Source organism: Haloplanus sp. GCM10025708 (assembly GCF_042663985.1).
Classification (GTDB): Archaea; Halobacteriota; Halobacteria; order Halobacteriales; family Haloferacaceae; genus Salinirarus; species Salinirarus marinus.
Window position 1 is genome coordinate 2,722,402 of sequence record NZ_JBHSZA010000011.1, and the last position, 16,381, is coordinate 2,738,782.

Annotated in this window: 13 protein-coding genes, 1 tRNA gene and 4 pseudogenes; 9 read left to right on the plus strand and 9 right to left on the minus strand. The window is 67.4% G+C overall.

Going from position 1 to position 16,381, the window contains the following annotated elements:
• Positions 1-70: 70 nt before the first annotated feature.
• The 3 genes and pseudogenes from ilvA (at position 71) to ACFQJD_RS18340 (ending at position 2,046) form a co-directional block, all read left to right on the plus strand.
• Positions 71-1,327, plus strand: coding sequence for a threonine ammonia-lyase (ilvA, locus tag ACFQJD_RS18330; protein ID WP_379800160.1), 1,257 nt, complete (start codon positions 71-73; stop codon positions 1,325-1,327).
• A gap of 25 nt (positions 1,328-1,352) precedes the next feature.
• Positions 1,353-1,732: pseudogene (locus ACFQJD_RS18335) on the plus strand (Rid family detoxifying hydrolase).
• 232 nt (positions 1,733-1,964) lie between these two features.
• Positions 1,965-2,046: transfer RNA gene (locus ACFQJD_RS18340), tRNA-Ser, on the plus strand.
• Positions 2,047-2,233: 187 nt separating this feature from the next.
• On the opposite strand, the gene ACFQJD_RS18345 is transcribed toward ACFQJD_RS18340, so the two are convergent.
• Positions 2,234-2,605 (minus strand): universal stress protein, encoded by a 372-nt coding sequence (locus ACFQJD_RS18345; RefSeq protein ID WP_379800162.1) that lies wholly within the window; start codon positions 2,603-2,605, stop codon positions 2,234-2,236.
• Positions 2,606-2,732: 127 nt separating this feature from the next.
• On the opposite strand from ACFQJD_RS18345, the gene ACFQJD_RS18350 reads away from it, so the two are divergent.
• From ACFQJD_RS18350 to thsB, 3 genes are all read left to right on the plus strand, one after another.
• On the plus strand, positions 2,733-2,912 hold the full coding sequence (locus tag ACFQJD_RS18350; RefSeq protein ID WP_379800164.1) for a hypothetical protein: 180 nt from the start codon (positions 2,733-2,735) through the stop codon (positions 2,910-2,912).
• 86 nt (positions 2,913-2,998) lie between these two features.
• Entirely contained in the window at positions 2,999-3,397 is a 399-nt protein-coding gene (locus tag ACFQJD_RS18355; RefSeq protein WP_379800166.1) for a DUF7383 domain-containing protein, read from the plus strand.
• A 181-nt stretch (positions 3,398-3,578) separates the two neighbouring features.
• Positions 3,579-5,252, plus strand: a complete 1,674-nt coding sequence (gene thsB / locus ACFQJD_RS18360) for a thermosome subunit beta (RefSeq protein WP_379800168.1) — start codon at positions 3,579-3,581, stop codon at positions 5,250-5,252.
• 309 nt (positions 5,253-5,561) lie between these two features.
• Here thsB and ACFQJD_RS18365 read toward each other — a convergent pair whose 3' ends face one another.
• A complete protein-coding gene (locus ACFQJD_RS18365) occupies positions 5,562-5,768 on the minus strand; it encodes a hypothetical protein (protein WP_379800170.1) in 207 nt (68 codons plus the stop codon).
• Positions 5,769-5,911: 143 nt separating this feature from the next.
• Between ACFQJD_RS18365 and ACFQJD_RS18370 the strand changes: the two genes are divergently transcribed.
• A complete protein-coding gene (locus ACFQJD_RS18370) occupies positions 5,912-6,247 on the plus strand; it encodes a hypothetical protein (RefSeq protein ID WP_379800172.1) in 336 nt (111 codons plus the stop codon).
• Between the two features lie 69 nt (positions 6,248-6,316).
• Complete coding sequence (locus ACFQJD_RS18375; RefSeq protein WP_379800174.1) at positions 6,317-7,306, plus strand: ornithine cyclodeaminase family protein; 990 nt, start codon at positions 6,317-6,319, stop codon at positions 7,304-7,306.
• Here the strand turns inward: ACFQJD_RS18375 and ACFQJD_RS18380 are convergent.
• From ACFQJD_RS18380 to ACFQJD_RS18405, 6 genes and pseudogenes are all read right to left on the minus strand, one after another.
• Positions 7,303-7,518, minus strand: coding sequence for a DUF7535 family protein (locus ACFQJD_RS18380; RefSeq protein WP_379800176.1), 216 nt, complete (start codon positions 7,516-7,518; stop codon positions 7,303-7,305). The two genes, ACFQJD_RS18375 and ACFQJD_RS18380, sit on opposite strands and share 4 nt — an antisense overlap.
• A 100-nt stretch (positions 7,519-7,618) precedes the next feature.
• Positions 7,619-10,483: a leucine--tRNA ligase gene (gene leuS / locus ACFQJD_RS18385; RefSeq protein ID WP_379800178.1), complete on the minus strand. Its 2,865-nt coding sequence runs from the start codon at positions 10,481-10,483 to the stop codon at positions 7,619-7,621.
• Between the two features lie 119 nt (positions 10,484-10,602).
• Complete coding sequence (locus ACFQJD_RS18390) at positions 10,603-10,926, minus strand: Hsp20/alpha crystallin family protein (RefSeq protein ID WP_379800180.1); 324 nt, start codon at positions 10,924-10,926, stop codon at positions 10,603-10,605.
• A 159-nt stretch (positions 10,927-11,085) separates the two neighbouring features.
• Positions 11,086-11,890: pseudogene (gene pheA / locus ACFQJD_RS18395) on the minus strand (prephenate dehydratase).
• 40 nt (positions 11,891-11,930) lie between these two features.
• Positions 11,931-12,618 (minus strand): annotated as a pseudogene (hisH, locus tag ACFQJD_RS18400) (imidazole glycerol phosphate synthase subunit HisH).
• Positions 12,619-12,722: 104 nt separating this feature from the next.
• Positions 12,723-14,774: a DEAD/DEAH box helicase gene (locus ACFQJD_RS18405; RefSeq protein ID WP_379800182.1), complete on the minus strand. Its 2,052-nt coding sequence runs from the start codon at positions 14,772-14,774 to the stop codon at positions 12,723-12,725.
• An 83-nt stretch (positions 14,775-14,857) separates the two neighbouring features.
• On the opposite strand from ACFQJD_RS18405, the gene ACFQJD_RS18410 reads away from it, so the two are divergent.
• Positions 14,858-15,328, plus strand: a complete 471-nt coding sequence (locus tag ACFQJD_RS18410) for a Tfx family DNA-binding protein (protein ID WP_379800586.1) — start codon at positions 14,858-14,860, stop codon at positions 15,326-15,328.
• Positions 15,329-15,346: 18 nt separating this feature from the next.
• Here the strand turns inward: ACFQJD_RS18410 and ACFQJD_RS18415 are convergent.
• A pseudogene (locus ACFQJD_RS18415) lies at positions 15,347-16,358 on the minus strand (mannose-1-phosphate guanylyltransferase); the annotation flags it as partial.
• Positions 16,359-16,381: the final 23 nt, after the last annotated feature.

Genomic DNA, 16,381 nt, shown 5'->3' on the forward strand with positions numbered 1-16,381 from the left:
CCCCGGTCCGAGCGACAGACGCGACTGCCGGAGATAAACCGTTAACCACGTCGACCGGAAAGAGACCGCTATGCTGTCCCTATCGGACGTACTCGACGCCCGCCAGCGCGTCATGGAGGTAGCGCGGCACACGCCGCTCGAGTACTCTCACTCGTTCTCGGAGATGACCGATGCGGAGGTCCATCTCAAACTGGAGAACTTCCAGCGAACCGGCGCGTTCAAGATCCGCGGCGCGATGAACCGCATCGCGACGCTCTCGGGCGAACAGCAGGACGCGGGCGTGGTGACGGCGAGCGCCGGCAACCACGCCCAGGGCGTCGCCCTGGCGGCGACGCGGGCGGGCGTCGATTCGAAGATCGTGATGCCGGAACACGCCCCCGTCTCGAAGGTGAAAGCGACCGAACGCTACGGCGGCGAAGTCGTCCTCCACGGCACGGATTACAGCGAAGCGCAGGCGCACGCCCACGAACTCGAAGACGAGGAGGGGCGCACCTACGTCCACGCCTTCGACGATCCGGTGGTGATGGCCGGTCAGGGGACCATCGGCCTCGAGATTATCGAGGACTGCCCGAACGTCGAAACCGTCGTCGTGCCCATCGGCGGGGGCGGCCTCATCGCCGGCATCGCCACGGCGCTAAAGGAGAAAAACCCCGACGTCCGCGTCGTCGGCGTGCAGGCCGAAGGCGCGTCGAGCGTGGTCGAGTCGCTCCAGCGAGGCGCGATCTACGAACGCGAGAGCGTCGACACCATCGCGGACGGCATCGCCACCCGCCGCGTGGGCGACCTGACGTTCGAGATAATCAAAGACCGCGTCGACGAGGTGGTGACGGTGACGGACGAGGAGATCGCGGTCGCGCTCACGTACCTGCTCGAACGACACAAGGCGCTCGCCGAAGGGGCGGGTGCCATCCCGATCGCGGCCGTTCTCTCGGAGGCGTTCGACTACGCCGAGGACGAAGTCGTCGTCCCGGCCTGCTGTGGCGGGAACATCGACCTGAACACGCTGACCACCGTCGTCATGCGCGGCCTCGTCGCCACCGGGCGCTACCTCCGCTTCCAGACCATTCTCAAAGACCAGCCCGGCGCGCTGGTCGATCTCGGGGAGATCATCGCCGAACACCGCGCGAACATCACCGCCTTCCACCACGACCGGACCTCTCGCGACGTGGCGATGAACGACGCCCGCGTCGAGTTAGAAGTCGAGACGCGCGGCCCGGACCACGTCGAGGAGCTACTCGACGCCCTGCGGGAGGCGGGCTACGACGTCGAAATCGTCAACGGCTACGAGATGGGCGTCGGCATCCCGTCCCGACACGCGAACCATTAAGCGGTCGGCCGCAGACGCCTCGGCTATGAAGCGGACCATCAGCACGGACGGCGCACCGGCGGCGGTCGGGGCGTACAGTCAGGCGACGACGAACGGATCGCTCCTCTTTACGGCCGGCCAGATCCCGTTGACGCCGGACGGCGAACTCCTCGCAGACGCCGACGTCGCCGACCAGACCGAGCAGGCGCTCGACAACGTGATGGCCATCCTCGATTCGGAGGAGCCGACGCGACGGACGTGATGAAAGTGACCGTCTTCCTCGACGACATCGACGACTTCGAGGCGATGAACGAGACGTACGCGACGTATTTCGAGACGGAGCCGCCGGCCCGGAGCGCCGTCGAGGTGGCGAACCTCCCGAAGGGCGTCGGCGTCGAGATCGAAGCCGTCGCGTCCGTGGAGTAGTGCACCCCCGACGCAAATCCAGCCTCCTCTGGGGGCGGCCGGGACGCTCACCGTCCTCGTAGCGGCACAGGGCTACCAACTGCTGGTCGGATCACTCGGTCTCGACCCGGTCGCCCTCGTCGCCCTGGCCGCCGTCGTCGGCGTCGTCGTCGCCGGCGTGACCTACGCAGTCGAGCACCGTCTGCACCCGAAAGGAAGGACTTAACAACGGGAGCGAGGTAGAATCTACTGAGCCGGGATGGCCGAGTGGTAAGGCGCACGCCTGGAAAGCGTGTTCCTTCACGGGATCCAGGGTTCAAATCCCTGTCCCGGCGTGTCTCTAATTTCCTCAGTGGTACGTCTCGTCGCGCTGCACCGTCCCGATTTCGTGACCCGTGCCGAAGGGATTTGAGCAGAAATCGCAGCGCGAGCGAACGACCGCCTGTCGGCGTGCCAAGGCCCGACGGAATTAACGGGGAGCCCCACCACTTGCGACGGCGTGGTTCGGACGCGACACCGGCGTCAGTCGGTGAGAACGACCGGTCGGTCGGCGTTCAGTACGACGAGTTGCGCGACGCTCCCCATGAGCGCCTTGCCGACGGGCGTCCGCTTGCGCGGGCCGAGGACGACGTAGCGAACGTCGCGTTCGTCGGCCTCCCGGAGGATGCGAGTCGACGAGTCGCCGAGCGCACCCACGGCGGTGACGCCTTCCCGGTCGTCGAGTGCCGCCCGTATCGCGTCCGCGGCGACCGATTCGGCCGCGTCCAACGACTCCGTCTCCGGTTCGACGTGGAGCACCACCAGCTCCTCGTCGAACGCCGTCGCCAGTTCGTGGCCTCGCTGAACCACGCTCGTACTCCCATCGCCCTCATCTACTGCGGCAAGTACTGTCATACGTCATCGTACTGTCTAATTCCAAAGATATTAAATTTTGGTTATGAATTCGAAACGAGATAAACGCGTTTCGATCGCCGAGAACGGGAGAAAGATTGATGCGGACCGCCCCCGTCTATGCGTGATAATGCCTGACACGAAATCCGGGCGAGAGAAAACGGGGAAGAACAAGCGCGCACAGCTGCGGGAGCGCCTGTACGACCGCGAACTCGAGACGCTCGACGGCGACGAGGAGTTGCCCGAGTTGGCGAACGACGAGAGCGAATTTTTGGCCGACGCGCCACCCGAAGAGCGAGACGGTCGGTAACCACGGCGCGCTCGCTGGAATCCCCGGAACCCCGCTGACCGCGTGAGGTCGGCGAACTTATACCGCCGGCGAAGAAACGCCCGGGCGTGCGATTTCGCGCGAACTACGCGACCGTGTACGTCGGTGCGCAGTTGACCGCGGGCGGCCGGCGACTCGACCTCGACTGGGCCACCGACGCCGGGGACGCGACGGACGTCTACGAGTTCACCGTCCCGACGGCCGACGCGACGGACGGTTACATCGGGATACAGGCGTTCGACGTCGGCGAGTACGGTCACGAAATCGTCGTCAACGGCGATCCGACGAGCGGGTTCGACGTCCCGCCCAGCGAGGGGTGGCAGTACTGGGTCGACACCCTCACCGACGTCGAACTCCACGAGGGGACGAACACCCTCCAGATCCGCCGCGACCCCGACTCCGGCGACTCGTTCGCCGTCGGGAACGTGACCGTCCACTGGAAGGAGCCGGTCGAGGAGCGGCCTTAAAGGACGGACGAGCGACGCGACGGCCGTCGCGACGACGTTTCGATGCGTCCGCGGGACGCCCCGGTTCGAATCGCCGTTATCCCCCGATTTCCCGCGCGAAAACTCCCGATACGCCGAGGCGACTGCTCGGGACGGAAGCCGAATGTTTATATAGAACCGTAGACAATCCTTCTTCTGAACCATGAGTCAGCGAATGCAGGGTCAGCCGATGATCATTCTCGGCGAGGACTCCCAGCGCATGAAAGACGAAGACGCGCAGGAGCACAACATCTCAGCGGCCCGCGCCGTCGCGGACGCGGTACGGTCGACGCTCGGACCGAAGGGAATGGACAAGATGCTCGTCGACTCGATGGGCGACGTCACCGTCACGAACGACGGCGTCACCATCCTCCAGGAGATGGACATCGACAACCCCACGGCGTCGATGATCGTGGAAGTGGCGGAGACACAGGAGGACGAGGCGGGCGACGGGACGACGACGGCCGTCGCCATCTCGGGTGAACTCCTGAAGAACGCCGAGGACCTCCTCGAACAGGACATCCACCCGACGGCCATCATCAAGGGCTTCCACATGGCCTCCGAGCAGGCCCGGAACGAGATCGACGCCATCGCCGAGCGCGTCGACCCCGACGACGAGGACCTCCTGAAGAAGGTGGCCGAGACGTCGATGACCGGCAAAGGGGCCGAGACGAACAAGGAACTCCTGGCCGACCTCATCGTCAACGCCGTCCAGCAGGTCACCGTCGAAGCCGACGACGGGAGCCACATCGTCGACCTCGAGTTCGTCGAGATCGAGACACAGACCGGTCGCGGCGTCGGCGAGTCCGAACTCCTCAAGGGAGCCGTCATCGACAAGGACCCCGTCAACGACGAGATGCCCACGGAGGTCGAGGACGCGAACGTCCTGCTGCTGAACGACCCCGTCGAAGTCGAGGAGACCGACGTCGACACGCAAGTCAGCCTCGACAGCCCCGACCAGCTCCAGCAGTTCCTCGATCAGGAGGAACAGCAGCTCCGCGAGAAGGTCGACCGGATCGCGGCCACGGGCGCGAACGTCGTCTTCTGCCAGAAAGGCATCGACGACCTCGCCCAGCACTTCCTCGCGAAACAGGGCATTCTCGCGGTCCGCCGGACGAAGAAATCCGACGTGCGCTTCCTCAAGGAGATCCTCGGTGCGGAAGTCGTCTCCGACCTCGACAGCGCCACCGAGGCCGACCTCGGCCGCGGGTCCGTCCGCCGCGACGAGGAGGACGAACTCTTCTACGTCGAAGGCCGTGACTCCCACGGCGTGACGCTCCTGCTCCGCGGATCGACCGAACACGTCGTCGACGAACTCGAACGCGGCATCCACGACGCCCTCGACGTGGTGTCGACCACCGTCGCCGACGGGCGCGTCCTCGCGGGCGGCGGCGCAGTCGAAGTCGAAGTCGCGGATCGCCTCCGCGACTACGCCGACAGCGTGAGCGGCCGCGAGCAGCTCGCCGTCGAGGCGTTCGCCGACGCGCTCGAACTCGTCCCGCGCGTCCTCGCGGAGAACGCCGGCCTCGACAGCATCGACACGCTGGTCGACCTGCGGGCCGCCCACGAAGCGGACCAGGTCCGCGCCGGACTGAACGTCTTCTCCGGCGACGTGGTCGACACCTTCGACGCCGGCGTCGTCGAACCCGCCCACGCCAAAGAGCAGGCCGTGTCCTCCGCCACCGAGGCGGCGAACCTCGTCCTCAAAATCGACGACATCATCGCCGCCGGTGACCTCTCCACCGAAGGCGAAGAGGAAGAAGGCGGCCCCGGCGGCCCCGGCGGTGCGCCCGGCGGCATGGGCGGCATGGGCGGCGGCATGGGCGGCATGATGTAAACGTCGGCCACCGACACCACCACACGCTCCCGCCCCGTACGCGACCCGTTTTTTCGGCACAAAACCCTTGCCGGAGAGACCGGTAGGTCGATCCATGCCCTCCAGCAGACGCCAGTTGCTCGCTGCCTCGGCGCGGGCCTCGCCGGTCTCGCGGGATGTAACGCCGCGCCGGGCGATGAGACGCCCATCGGATCGACGCCGACCGACTCGACAGGGACGCCCCCGGCGACGCTCGGTGACGCCGTCACCGTCGACGGCGTCTCCGTCACCGTCTCGGACCTCGTCGACGCCCACTCCTTTCTCTACCTCTCAGCTCCCGACGCCTTCGGCGTCACCGTCGCCGACGGCCAGTTCGCGTTCGTCACCGTCGACGCCGGCGGCGACGACCCGCCCGCGCCGGACGCGTTCGCCCTTGCGCTCGACGGGACGCGACACGCCGCGACCACGTACAGGGCGTACGGCCCCGCCGGCGACCTCCCGGTCGCGGAGTCGGAGTACGCGACGGACGATCCCCACGGCTACCTCGGATTCGAGATCCCCGCCCCCTCGACGCCGATTCGGTCGCAGTCGTCCTCGACGACGGTGCCCGGTGGACGATCCCCGAGTCCGCGCTCGCGCCGCTCCGGTCCCCGCCGCCGTCGTTCACCGTCGAGTACGACGTGCCCGACGCCGTCGCGCCCGACGAAGCGGTTCCCGTCTCCCTCGACGTGACGAACGAGGGCGACGGCGGCGGCACGTTCCGCGGCGCTATCAACCACCAGGGCCCGCTGTACGGAGCCAATGACTTCGCGTTCGCCCTCGGTTCCGGGGAGTCGAGAACGCACGAGGAGTCCATCAGCTACCACCGAGAGGCGGGATTCTCGGCTGATCGGCTCCAGTTTTCCGTCGTCTCCGCGGCGGGCGAGCGGTCGTTCGAAGTCCGTCTCGAGGCGGAAACGGACGGCGGGACGGCCACCACGTCGACGGGGACGGCGACGGGAACGCCGCAGGGGTGAGAGTCCCCGCTGCGGCGCTCCCGGCGGCGAGAGTACACGAATAAATACGGGCCGCCAAAACTGGTGCGTATGCAGACGCTGCTCCTGAACGGATCGGACGTCGACGAGAACGTCCGCATGTCGGAACTCATCCCCGCCATCGAGGAAGCGTTCGCGGCCTACGAACGCGGCCGCGCACAGATGCCGGCGAAGTCGTACATCGACCTCCCCCAGTACGACGGGGACTTCCGGTCGATGCCGGCCTACCTCGAGACGGAGTCGTGGGACGCCGCGGGCGTCAAGTGGGTGAACTCACACGAGAAGAACCGCGAACGCCACGGGCTCCCCACCGTCATGGGAACGATGATCTATTCGGATCCCGAGACGGCGTTCCCCCTCGCTCTCATGGACGGCACCGAACTGACGATGAAGCGGACCGGCGCGGCGGCGGCCGTCGCCACCGACCACCTCGCCGTCGCGGACGCCGCCTCGCTGGGCATCGTCGGCGCGGGCGTCCAGTCGTACACGCAGCTGGCGGCCATCGCCGAGATCCGCCCCATCGAGGAGGTGGTCGTCGCGGACGTCGACGAAGACCGGGTCCGACGGTTCGTCGAGGCGTTCGAGGACCGCTTCGACGTCCGCGGCGGCTCCATCGCCGAAGCGGGGGCCTGTGACGTCCTCTCGACGGTGACGCCCGTCGAGTCGCCCATCGTCACCGCCGCGGACGTCGGCGAACACACCCACGTCAACGCGATGGGAGCCGACGCCGCCGGCAAACACGAACTCGCCGACGAACTCCTGAAGGAGGCGAAACTCGTCATCGACGACTACGACCAGTGCACCCACTCCGGGGAGATCAACGTCCCCTACGGTGAGGGCGTCCTCACGGACGCGGACATCCACGCCGAACTCGGACAGGTCGTCGTCGGAGAGAAGGCGGGCCGCACCGACGACGACGGCGTCACCGTCTTCGACAGCACCGGACTGGCGATTCAGGACGTCGCCGCCGCGCGCGTCGTCTACGAACGCGCCGACGACAACGACAACGGCACGCCCTTCTCGCTGGTCTCGACCGACTAGCGACCGGCGAGGGCGTCCATCGCCTTCGTCACCAGCCAGACGAGGACGAGAAACGGCAACAGCGGAACCAGCAGGACCAGCATCGCCAGAAAGATGCTCCAGCCGATGGCGTCCATCTCGGCGTCGGGGTGGGGCCGGTACTCCGGCGAGAGCGCGCCGTAGGCCTTCGTCAACGCTCCGGGCTCGCCCTCGGGTTGGGCCTCGCTGCTCATATTCGGTCTACGACGGCCGACGGGAAAAGCGTTGATTCGAGGTGATTTGGCGGGGCCGCGATTCGGGGCGAGGACCCCGCCGTCGACGGCGGGGACGTCCTCACTCCAGGTGGACCGCCGGGCGGAACGGCACCGCGTTCTCGGCGCGGTTCGCGGGATCGTACGGGTCCTCGTCCTCGGAGTAGAGTTCCACGTCGGCGTCGAACTCGCGTTCGAGGAACGACGTTGCGCGCCCGTACAGCGCCGTCTCGTCGGCGTCGGCCATCGCGTCCAGCGTCTCCGAGTCGAGTCCGCGCACCATCTCGACCAGTTCCTGCACCAGGTCGTTCACCTCGTCGCCGCGTTCGCGCAGGTCCTCGTCCTGCATGACCGTCCCCATGACCGCGCCCACGTCGGGCCCCGTCTCGGCGACGGCGTCGAACACCTCGCGCTTCCAGTCGGCGGCGACGTAGAGGCGAATCGTCTCGGGGTCGGCGTCGGTCACGTCCACGATGTCGCGGACGTCCTCGGTGAGTCGCTCGATCTGGCGTTCGGCGACTTCGACCGCCGTGCTCTCCAGGTCGGGATCGGCCTCGGGCCACGGGGCGTCCTCGGCGGGCGTCCCCGTCAGGCGCTCGTGGAGTTCGTTGGCGAGGAAGGGGACGAACGGTGCGAGCAGTCGGAGACGGGTCTCCAGCACCCGCCGGAGCGTCCACTGCGCGCCCGGACGGTCGGGGTCGGTCCGCCGCCGGTACCAGCGCAACGACTCCTCGAAGCCGTAGAAGGCGGCCTGGCTCGCCGACCGTGTCTCCGAACGCTCCATCGCGTCGGTCACGTCGCGAATCGTGCCCTGGAGTTTCGAGAGCAGCCAGCGGTCGGCGTGGTCGAGGTCCTTCTCGGTCGCGTCGACGTCGAAGGTGGTCCCCTCGTCCGCGTCGTCGACGATCTCGACCGCTCGGTTCCAGAAGCGTTCGAGCTGGTCGCGGGTGCTCTCGACCTGTTCGGCGCGCCAGTCGTAGTCCTGCCACGGCTCGGCGGAGTTGAGCAGGAAAAAGCGGACGGTGTCGGCACCGTAGCTCTCGATGGCCTCGCCGGGGAGGACGACGTGGCCTTTCGAGGAGGACATCTTCTCGCCTTCCAGCAGGCCCATCCCCATGATGACGATGCCGTCGGGCCACTCGGCGGGGTCGAACAGTTCGGCGTGGTGGAAGAGATAGAAGGTGAGGTGGTTGCTGATGAGGTCGTTCGCGGAGAAGCGGTAGTCCACGGGATACCAGTACTCCCACTCCTCGCGGAGTTCGAGGGCGCGTTCGTCGGGGTCCTCGACCGCCTCGGGGCCGTAGAAGAGGGCGTCGAAAAAGTCCCGGTCGAGGTCCTCGACGGGAATTTCGCGCAGGCGTGGCGCGAGCGTGTAGTACGCCATGTAGATGGTCGAGTCCGACAGCGGTTCGATGACGAAATCGTCGTCCCACGGCAGGCGCGTCCCCAACCCGTAGTTGCGGATGCAGGGCCACTCGTTCAGCCAGTCGATGGTGTGGTGATACTCCTCGCGGGTGTTCTCGGGGATGCACTCCATGTTCTCGACGACCCTCTTGGTCGCCGCCTTCCAGTCCTCGTCGCTGTAGGAGAGAAACCACGTGTCCTGTTTGGCGACTTCGACGCCGCCGCCGCACCGACAGACGACTTCCTCGGAGAACTCGTACATCGAGTCGAACCAGCCCCGCTCTCTGCCCGCGTCGCGGTACGACTCGCGGACGTCCTCGACGACTTCGCCCGCGAACTCGCCGTACATCGCTTTCAGTTCCCCGGCGTGGAACTCGCGGTTGTACAGTTCCTGGGTGGCCTCCTCCAGTGCCGGGTCGTCGGAGGACTCGACGCCGTACTCCTCGACGGCGTCTTTGGCCGGGATTTCGCCGTACCCCTCGATGTCGAGGATGGGCACGGGCTCGATCGTCCGGACCGTTTCGGGGTCGATGCCGTACTCGCGCATGCGTGCGGCGTCGGCTTTCGCCTCCTGCAGGGCCACGTAGTCGTCGGGGCTGTGGGCGGGGACGGACATGACGACGCCCGTGGCGTTGTCGGCGTCGACGAACGAGGCGGGCAGGATAATCACCTCGTCGCCGGTCACGGGGTTGGTGACCGAATCGCCGACGAGGCGTTCGCCCGTGAACGTCTCTCTGACCTCGACGTCGCGGGCCTGCAGGCGGAGTTTCTCGGCGGCGGCGGCGGAGACGACCCACTCCTCGCCGTCGACGTCGGCGCGGACGTAGTCGGCGTCCGGGTCGACGTAGGCGTTCGTGACGCCGTGGACCGTCTCGGGGCGGAGCGTCGCCATCGGCGCAACGGCGTCGTCGTAGCCGAAGCGGACGAGTGTGTACTCCTGGTACTCGGCTTCCTCGCCCTCCAGCAGGTCGTGGGTCGTGACGGGTTGCTCCTCGTTCGTGCAGTATTTGACCGGGTGGAGGCCCTTCTCCAGTCGGCCCCGGTCGCGGAGCGTCTCGTACTGCCACGTGATGAACTTCGAGTAGCGGTCGTCGTTCGTGGTGAACTCGCGTCGCCAGTCGATAGAGAGCCCCAGCGACTTCATCCCCTTCTTGTAGTGATTCTCGATGAAGTAGCGGGCGTAGCCCATCGGCGTTTCGAGGTCCTTGAGCGTCTCCTCGGGGACGTCGTAGGTGTCGCGCAGGACGGAGAGCTGTTTCTCCTCGCCTTTCTTGAGGCGCTCGACGGCCCCGATGATGGGCGTCCCGGTGACGTGCCACGCGATCGGGAAGAGGACGTTGTCGCCCTGCTGGCGACGGTAGCGAGCGTAGACGTCGGGGACGGTGTACGTCCGGGCGTGCCCGATGTGCATCCCGCCGCTGGGGTACGGGTAGGGGACGGTGATGAACGTCACGTCCTCGCCGTCGGGGTCGGCCTCGTACCGGCCGGTCTCGGCCCAGCGCTCCCGCCAGCGCGCTTCGAGTTCCTGCGGGTCGTAGTCCATACGGGTCCTTGTGGGTTCGCGGCCTAAAATAACTCCTATACGACAGGCCGCCGAGGGACGGCTATTCGACGTCGATCTGTCGCGAATCCTCGCCGGCGTCGGCGTGCCGGCGGGGAGCGTCACGGTGAGGACGCCGTTCCTGTAGGCCGCGCTGGCGTCGTCGTCGACGACGTCGCCGGGGAGGGGATGCTCCGACGGACCGAGGAGTGGCGGCGTTCGCGGCGGAGATACGCCCCGTCGTCGCGTTCCGCGTCCGTCTCGCTGTCGGCGCGAATCGTCAGCGTGCGCTCGGAGACGGAGACGTCGATATCGGACTTCTCGAAGCCCGGCAAGTCGGCCGTGACGACGATTTCCTCGTCGCTCTCGGCGACGTCGACGGCGAACTCCGAACCGCGCATCCAGCCGCCGTCGAGGCGGCCCATCTCCTCGAACTGCTCGGTCATTCGCTCGAACAACGCTTCGAATTCGCCGACGGGATTAGTTCGTCGCATCATGCTGATTCACCGTCTCCAGATACGGCCGCTGAGATATTAAAGACAGCAGGAACCGAGACAGCAAACCACACGGTACAGGCCTCGAAAACCCCACAGGAATGGTTTAACTCAGTAGAGAACGTGCCGCGTGTCGTAGGATCCGAGGCGACGGACCCAACCGCCGGCCGCGATCTCCTCGACGTCTTCGAGGGCTTCTTTCGTCCGGTCCTCGTAGAAGCCGGCCTCGAAGTCGATGTGGAAGAGGTAGTCGCCGAGGCGGTCACCGGTCGGGCGGGACTCGAGTCGCGAGAGGTTGACGTTCCGGTCGGCGAACGCCTCCAGAAGTTCGAGCAGGAGACCGGGGTAGTTCGCGTTCGGATTGACGATGACTGTGGATTTCCCCCGCGTCGGAGCGTTCGCTCACGGGCGCGATGACGAAAAACCGGGTGGCGTTGGAACTGCGGTCCTGGATGTCCTCGGCGAGGACCTGGATGGTGTCGTCGGCGTTGTCGGGGTGGCCAATAGCGGCGACGTTTGGGTCTCCGCGGGCGCGTTCGACGCCGCGGGCGGTGCTGGCGACGGCTTCGAGTTTCGCGGCCGGATGTTCGGTTTCGAGGTAGGTCCGACACTGGGCGAGCGCCTGCGAGTGGCTGGCGACGACGTCGAAATCGGAGTCCTGGGCGAGCAACGCGTGGCGGATGGGCGTGACGATCTCCTCGACGACGCTCACGTCGAAGTCGGCGAGGGCGTCGAGCGTCTCCGTGACGCTCCCTTCGATGCTGTTCTCGATGGGGATGACGCCGCGGTCGTACTCGCCGTCGGCGACGGCTTCGACGATCGCGGTGACGGATTCGGTGAACGTCACCTCGTCCGCGACGGCGCGGGCCGCGCGGTGGGAGTACGTCCCCGCGGGGCCGAGCGTGATGGCCTCCATACGTCCTCGTTCGCCGGTCCGGGGGAAAAGGGATTCGGGATTACCCCTCGGCGCAGAACTCGACGAAATTGCGAAGGATGCGCAGTCCCGTCTCGCCGCTCTTCTCGGGGTGGAACTGCGTCCCGAAGACGTTCCCCGCGTCGTTGGCGACGACGGCGGGGAACTCGACGCCGTAGTCGGTGGTGGCGACGACGGCGCTCTCGGCGTCCGGTCTGGCGTAGTAGGAGTGGACGAAGTAGGCGTACTCGCCGTCGACGGAACCGCCCCGCGGGGCGGTGCCGTCCGCTCGGTGCGTCGACGACGCGTCGCCGTCCACGCCCTCGACGAGGGTGGTCGCGCTTTACCGACAGTTCGTTCCAGCCCATGTGGGGCACCTTCCGTCCCTCGTCGAACCGGACGTTGCGGCCGGGGATGAAGTCGAGACCCTCGACCTCGCCCTCGCCGGCGTGGTCGGCTTCCTCGCTCGTCGTGAGCAGCATCTGCATCCCGAGGCAGATGCCGAAGACCGGCTGGCCGCGGTCGACGGCGTCGGCGAGGGCGTCGCGGTAGGGGCCGGCGTTCTCCATGCCCTCGCGGAACGCCCCGACGCCGGGGAGGACGATGCCGTCGGCGGCGGCGAAGTCGTCCGGGTCGTCGGTGACGGTGACGGCCGCGCCGGCGCGTTCGAGGCCGCGCCTCGCGCTCCGGAGGTTGCCGAGACCGTAGTCGACGATGAGCACGTCGGCCAGCGTCTCGGAGGGGGCTCTGAGAGGCTCATACGCTCACTTCGGGAGGGGCGCGCAAATGGGTTTCCGTTCGTGCAACGTCGGCCGACGCGGCGGGCGATCGTCGGCTATCGCTGCTCGTCTTTCAGTTCGAGTTCGGCGACGACGTCGTAGGGGTCCATCCCCTTGCGGATGCAGTCGAGCATCGTGAACGCGTCGTCGGGCGAAAGGAAGTGAGTGGTGACGGCGCGACCGAGCGGCGTCGGCGAGAAGCCGTCGACGAACTCCCACTCCAGCAGTTTGCCGACGGCGTGTTTCGTCGGCACGTCGCCGAGCATCCGGTCGTTGAGACGTTTGGCCCCGCGCCCGGCGACGGTGACGTTCGCCAGCGTCTCCTCGACGGCGGCGGCCTCGTCGTAGACGGTGGCGACGTCCTCCATCTCCCCTTTGAGGAGTTTGAATGCCACCTCGTCTTCGGTCATCTCCATCGTGTTGTGGTAGGTGCAGTCGGGTTCGACGAGGAGATAGACCACGCCCCGGTCGTGGTAGTCCGGCCGCCCCGCGCGGCCGAGCATCTGCTCGAACTCCTGGACCGAGAGCCACTCGATGCCCATCGCCAGCGAGTCGAAGACGACCTGCGAGGCCGGGAAGTCGACGCCGGCGGCGAGGGCGGCCGTGGTGACGACGGCGGCGAGGTCCTGATCGCCGAACCGGCGTTCGACCTGCTTACGACGCTTGTAGTCGAGGCCGGCGTGGTAGGGAGCCGACGAATACTCCAGTTTCCGGCTGATCTCGTGACAGCGCCGCCGGGAGTTGGTGAAGATGATGGTCTGGCCGCGGTAGCCCTGCGGGGACTTGCGGTCGAACTCCCGTCTGACGAGGCGGTTCTCGATGCGCATCTTCTCGCGGCCGTCGGCGAAGGTGACGTGGCGTTCGATGGGGACGGGGCGCTCCTCGAACTCGATGAGCGTCGCGCCGAGCTGTTTGGCCAGCCACTCGGGGTTGCCGACCGTCGCCGAGAGGTAGATCCACTGTGCGCCCTCGTAGCCGCCCCGGCCCGCGCGGTCCTCGCAGTAGTGTTTGAGTCGGGAGATCATCCCGTCGAGACGGTGGCCGCGTTCCTCCTCTTTGAGGGTGTGGACCTCGTCGATGACGACGGTGCCGACGTCGCCCAAGTCCTTGCCGGTCCGGAGGGCGTGATCGACGCCCTCGTAAGTGCCGACGACGACGTCCGCCGAGGGGTCGAAGCGCGACCCGCCGTCGGTGACGCGACTCGCGCCGACGCGGATGGTCACGTCGACGAGGTGGCCGTAGCGCTGTTCGAAGTCCTCGTGTTTCTGGTTCGCGAGGGCGACGAGCGGGACGAGAAAGAGGAGTTTCCCCTCGCCTTTCAGCGCCCGGTCGATGCCGGCGAGCTCGCCCACGAGCGTCTTGCCGGTCGCCGTCGCGGAGACGACGAGCTGGTCGCGGCCGTCGAGGAGGCCGTTTCGGACCGAGAGGCTCTGGACCGGCAGGAGCGTCTCGAACCGCTCCTCGGTGAGCGACTCGAGGTCGGGATGCAAGTCGAGTTCGTCGGTGGGAACGGGATCGACGTCGTCGACGGTGGCGCTCACTTCGTCGAACTTCGTCAGGTCGGGGTCGAGGCCACCGGAGAGGAGGTTGACGATGCGGTCGAGGTCCTGTACCTCCATCAGGAGATCTTCGAGGCGGCCCTGTGCGGCACCGGTGAGGTCGCCGGCGAAGGAGAGTTCGTGTTCGAGTTCGCGTTTGGCGCAGTCGGGACAGATGTACTCGTTGGACGTCTCGATGGCGGTGTCCTCGGTGATCGGAGAGTACCGCCCCTCGTTGGCGCAGTAGCGGCAGGTCCGGACGGTCAGCGCCTCCAGCTGGTAGGCGTCGAGCATCGACGCCAGCTCCTCGCGGCCCTCGGACGACGTCTGCTGGGAGATGCGGATACGCGACGCTCGGCGGGCGAGTTCGACGAACTGATCCGGCGAGCGCGGCTCCTCGCTCGATCCGCGCTTGATGCGGAACTTCGCGGGGCGAGGGCCGGCGTTCGTCTCCTTCAGTTCGAGTTTCGCCCGAAAGACGCGGTCGCCGTCGCGCCGGACGACGGCGAGGTAGTCGCCGTTCGTCTCGTGGAGGAACAGGGTGTCGACCCGTCCGACCTGTTGTGACACGACTGTCGCTACGTGGACGAGGTATTTCAGCGATTCGTCTCCGGAGTAGTGCCTTTTTTGCGGAGACGCTCGTACGGATGTGCATGGACGACGCCCCGGACGTGGACGCGCTGCTCGAGCGAGCGGGGTTCGACCCCGAACAGAGCGTCCTGACGCGCCGGCAGGCGGAGGTGCTGGTCCTCCGCGAACGGGACGTCCGACAATCGACCATCGCCGACCTGCTCGGGACCTCGCGCGCGAACGTCTCCAGCATCGAAGCGAGCGCCCGGGCGAACGTCGAGAAGGCCTACGAAACCGTGGCGTTCGCGGAGGCGCTGACCGCGCCGGTCCGCGTCGAAGTCGACGCCGAGACCGACCTCTACGACGTGCCGAAGATGGTCTACGACGCCTGCGACGCGACGGGAGTGAAAGTCAACCACACCGCGCCGGACCTGATGAAACTCGTCAGCGACGAGGCGGGCGACGCGGTACAGGGGCGAGAGGTCAGGGAGTCGATTCTCGTCGGCGTGACCAGCGACGGCACCGTTCGCGTTCGTCGCTCGGCCCGCGCCTGAACGGGGCGTCGGAGGGCTAAAACTCCCCCGGCGCTCCAGGTCGGCGACCGCCTCGCGGACGCGTTGTGCCTCGGATTTCGGAACGACGAGCACCCGGTCGTCCCACGCGACGACGGCGAGGTCCGAGACGCCGACGACGGAGACGCGTTTGTCGTCGCTGGCGACGACGCAGTCCTCGGCGTCGAGGAGGTGTGCGTCGCCGAGGACGGCGTTGCCGTCGCCGTCAGTCGGCAGGACGCGCGCCAGGGCGTCCCACGACCCGAGGTCGTCCCACTCGACGTCGACCGGGACGACGACGGCGTTCTCCGTTCGCTCCATGACCGCGTAGTCGACGCTCACCGGGTCGACGGCGTCGAATCCGACGTCCGGATCGCCGTCGTCGAGGGCGTCGACGAGGGGCGCGAGGGGGAGTCGCGAGCGGCCGAGAGGAAGGCGTCGGGCGTCCACGCGAAGATGCCGGCGTTCCAGAGATAGCCCGCGTCGACGTAGCGGACGGCCGTCTCTTCGTCGGGTTTCTCGTGGAACGCCGCGAGGTCGCGATACGATCCGCGATCCCGGCCGGGTTCGATGTAGCCGTAGCCCGTCTCGGGACGCGACGGCGAGACGCCGAAGGTGACGAGCGACTCGGTGTCGGCGGCGACGCGCGCGCCGCGCCGGGCGACCGCGGGGAAGTCGTCGCCGACGTGGTGGTCGCTCGGGAGAGCGAGGACGACGGGATCGGTGGTTTCGTCCCCGTACTCCCCGGCGACGCGGTGGGTCGCGTAGGTCAGCGCCGGGCCGGTGTCCTTGCCGTCGGGTTCGACGAGGACGCGGGCCTCTGGCGCGTGGTCGTGGACGGCGTCCGCGAAGTCCGGGCGCGTGACGACCACGACGTCGTCGGCGAGGGGGTGACGCGGGAGACGGACCGGGCGAGGAGCGACTCCTCCCCGTCCAGGGCGAGAAACTGCTTCGGGCGGTGGCTCCGACTCGCCGGGTAGAGACGCGTCCCGACGCCTCCGGCGAGGACGACGGCGACGAGCGGTCGGTCCATAGTCGTCCTCTCGGGCGGCGAGG

Coding starts and splice junctions, on each gene's coding strand:
- ilvA (WP_379800160.1), top strand. CDS start 71: ATGCTGTCCCTATCGGACGTACTCGACGCCCGCCAGCGCGTCATGGAG.
- ACFQJD_RS18345 (WP_379800162.1), bottom strand. CDS start 2,605: ATGACAGTACTTGCCGCAGTAGATGAGGGCGATGGGAGTACGAGCGTG.
- ACFQJD_RS18350 (WP_379800164.1), top strand. CDS start 2,733: ATGCCTGACACGAAATCCGGGCGAGAGAAAACGGGGAAGAACAAGCGC.
- thsB (WP_379800168.1), top strand. CDS start 3,579: ATGAGTCAGCGAATGCAGGGTCAGCCGATGATCATTCTCGGCGAGGAC.
- ACFQJD_RS18375 (WP_379800174.1), top strand. CDS start 6,317: ATGCAGACGCTGCTCCTGAACGGATCGGACGTCGACGAGAACGTCCGC.
- ACFQJD_RS18380 (WP_379800176.1), bottom strand. CDS start 7,518: ATGAGCAGCGAGGCCCAACCCGAGGGCGAGCCCGGAGCGTTGACGAAG.
- leuS (WP_379800178.1), bottom strand. CDS start 10,483: ATGGACTACGACCCGCAGGAACTCGAAGCGCGCTGGCGGGAGCGCTGG.
- ACFQJD_RS18390 (WP_379800180.1), bottom strand. CDS start 10,926: ATGACCGAGCAGTTCGAGGAGATGGGCCGCCTCGACGGCGGCTGGATG.
- ACFQJD_RS18410 (WP_379800586.1), top strand. CDS start 14,858: ATGGACGACGCCCCGGACGTGGACGCGCTGCTCGAGCGAGCGGGGTTC.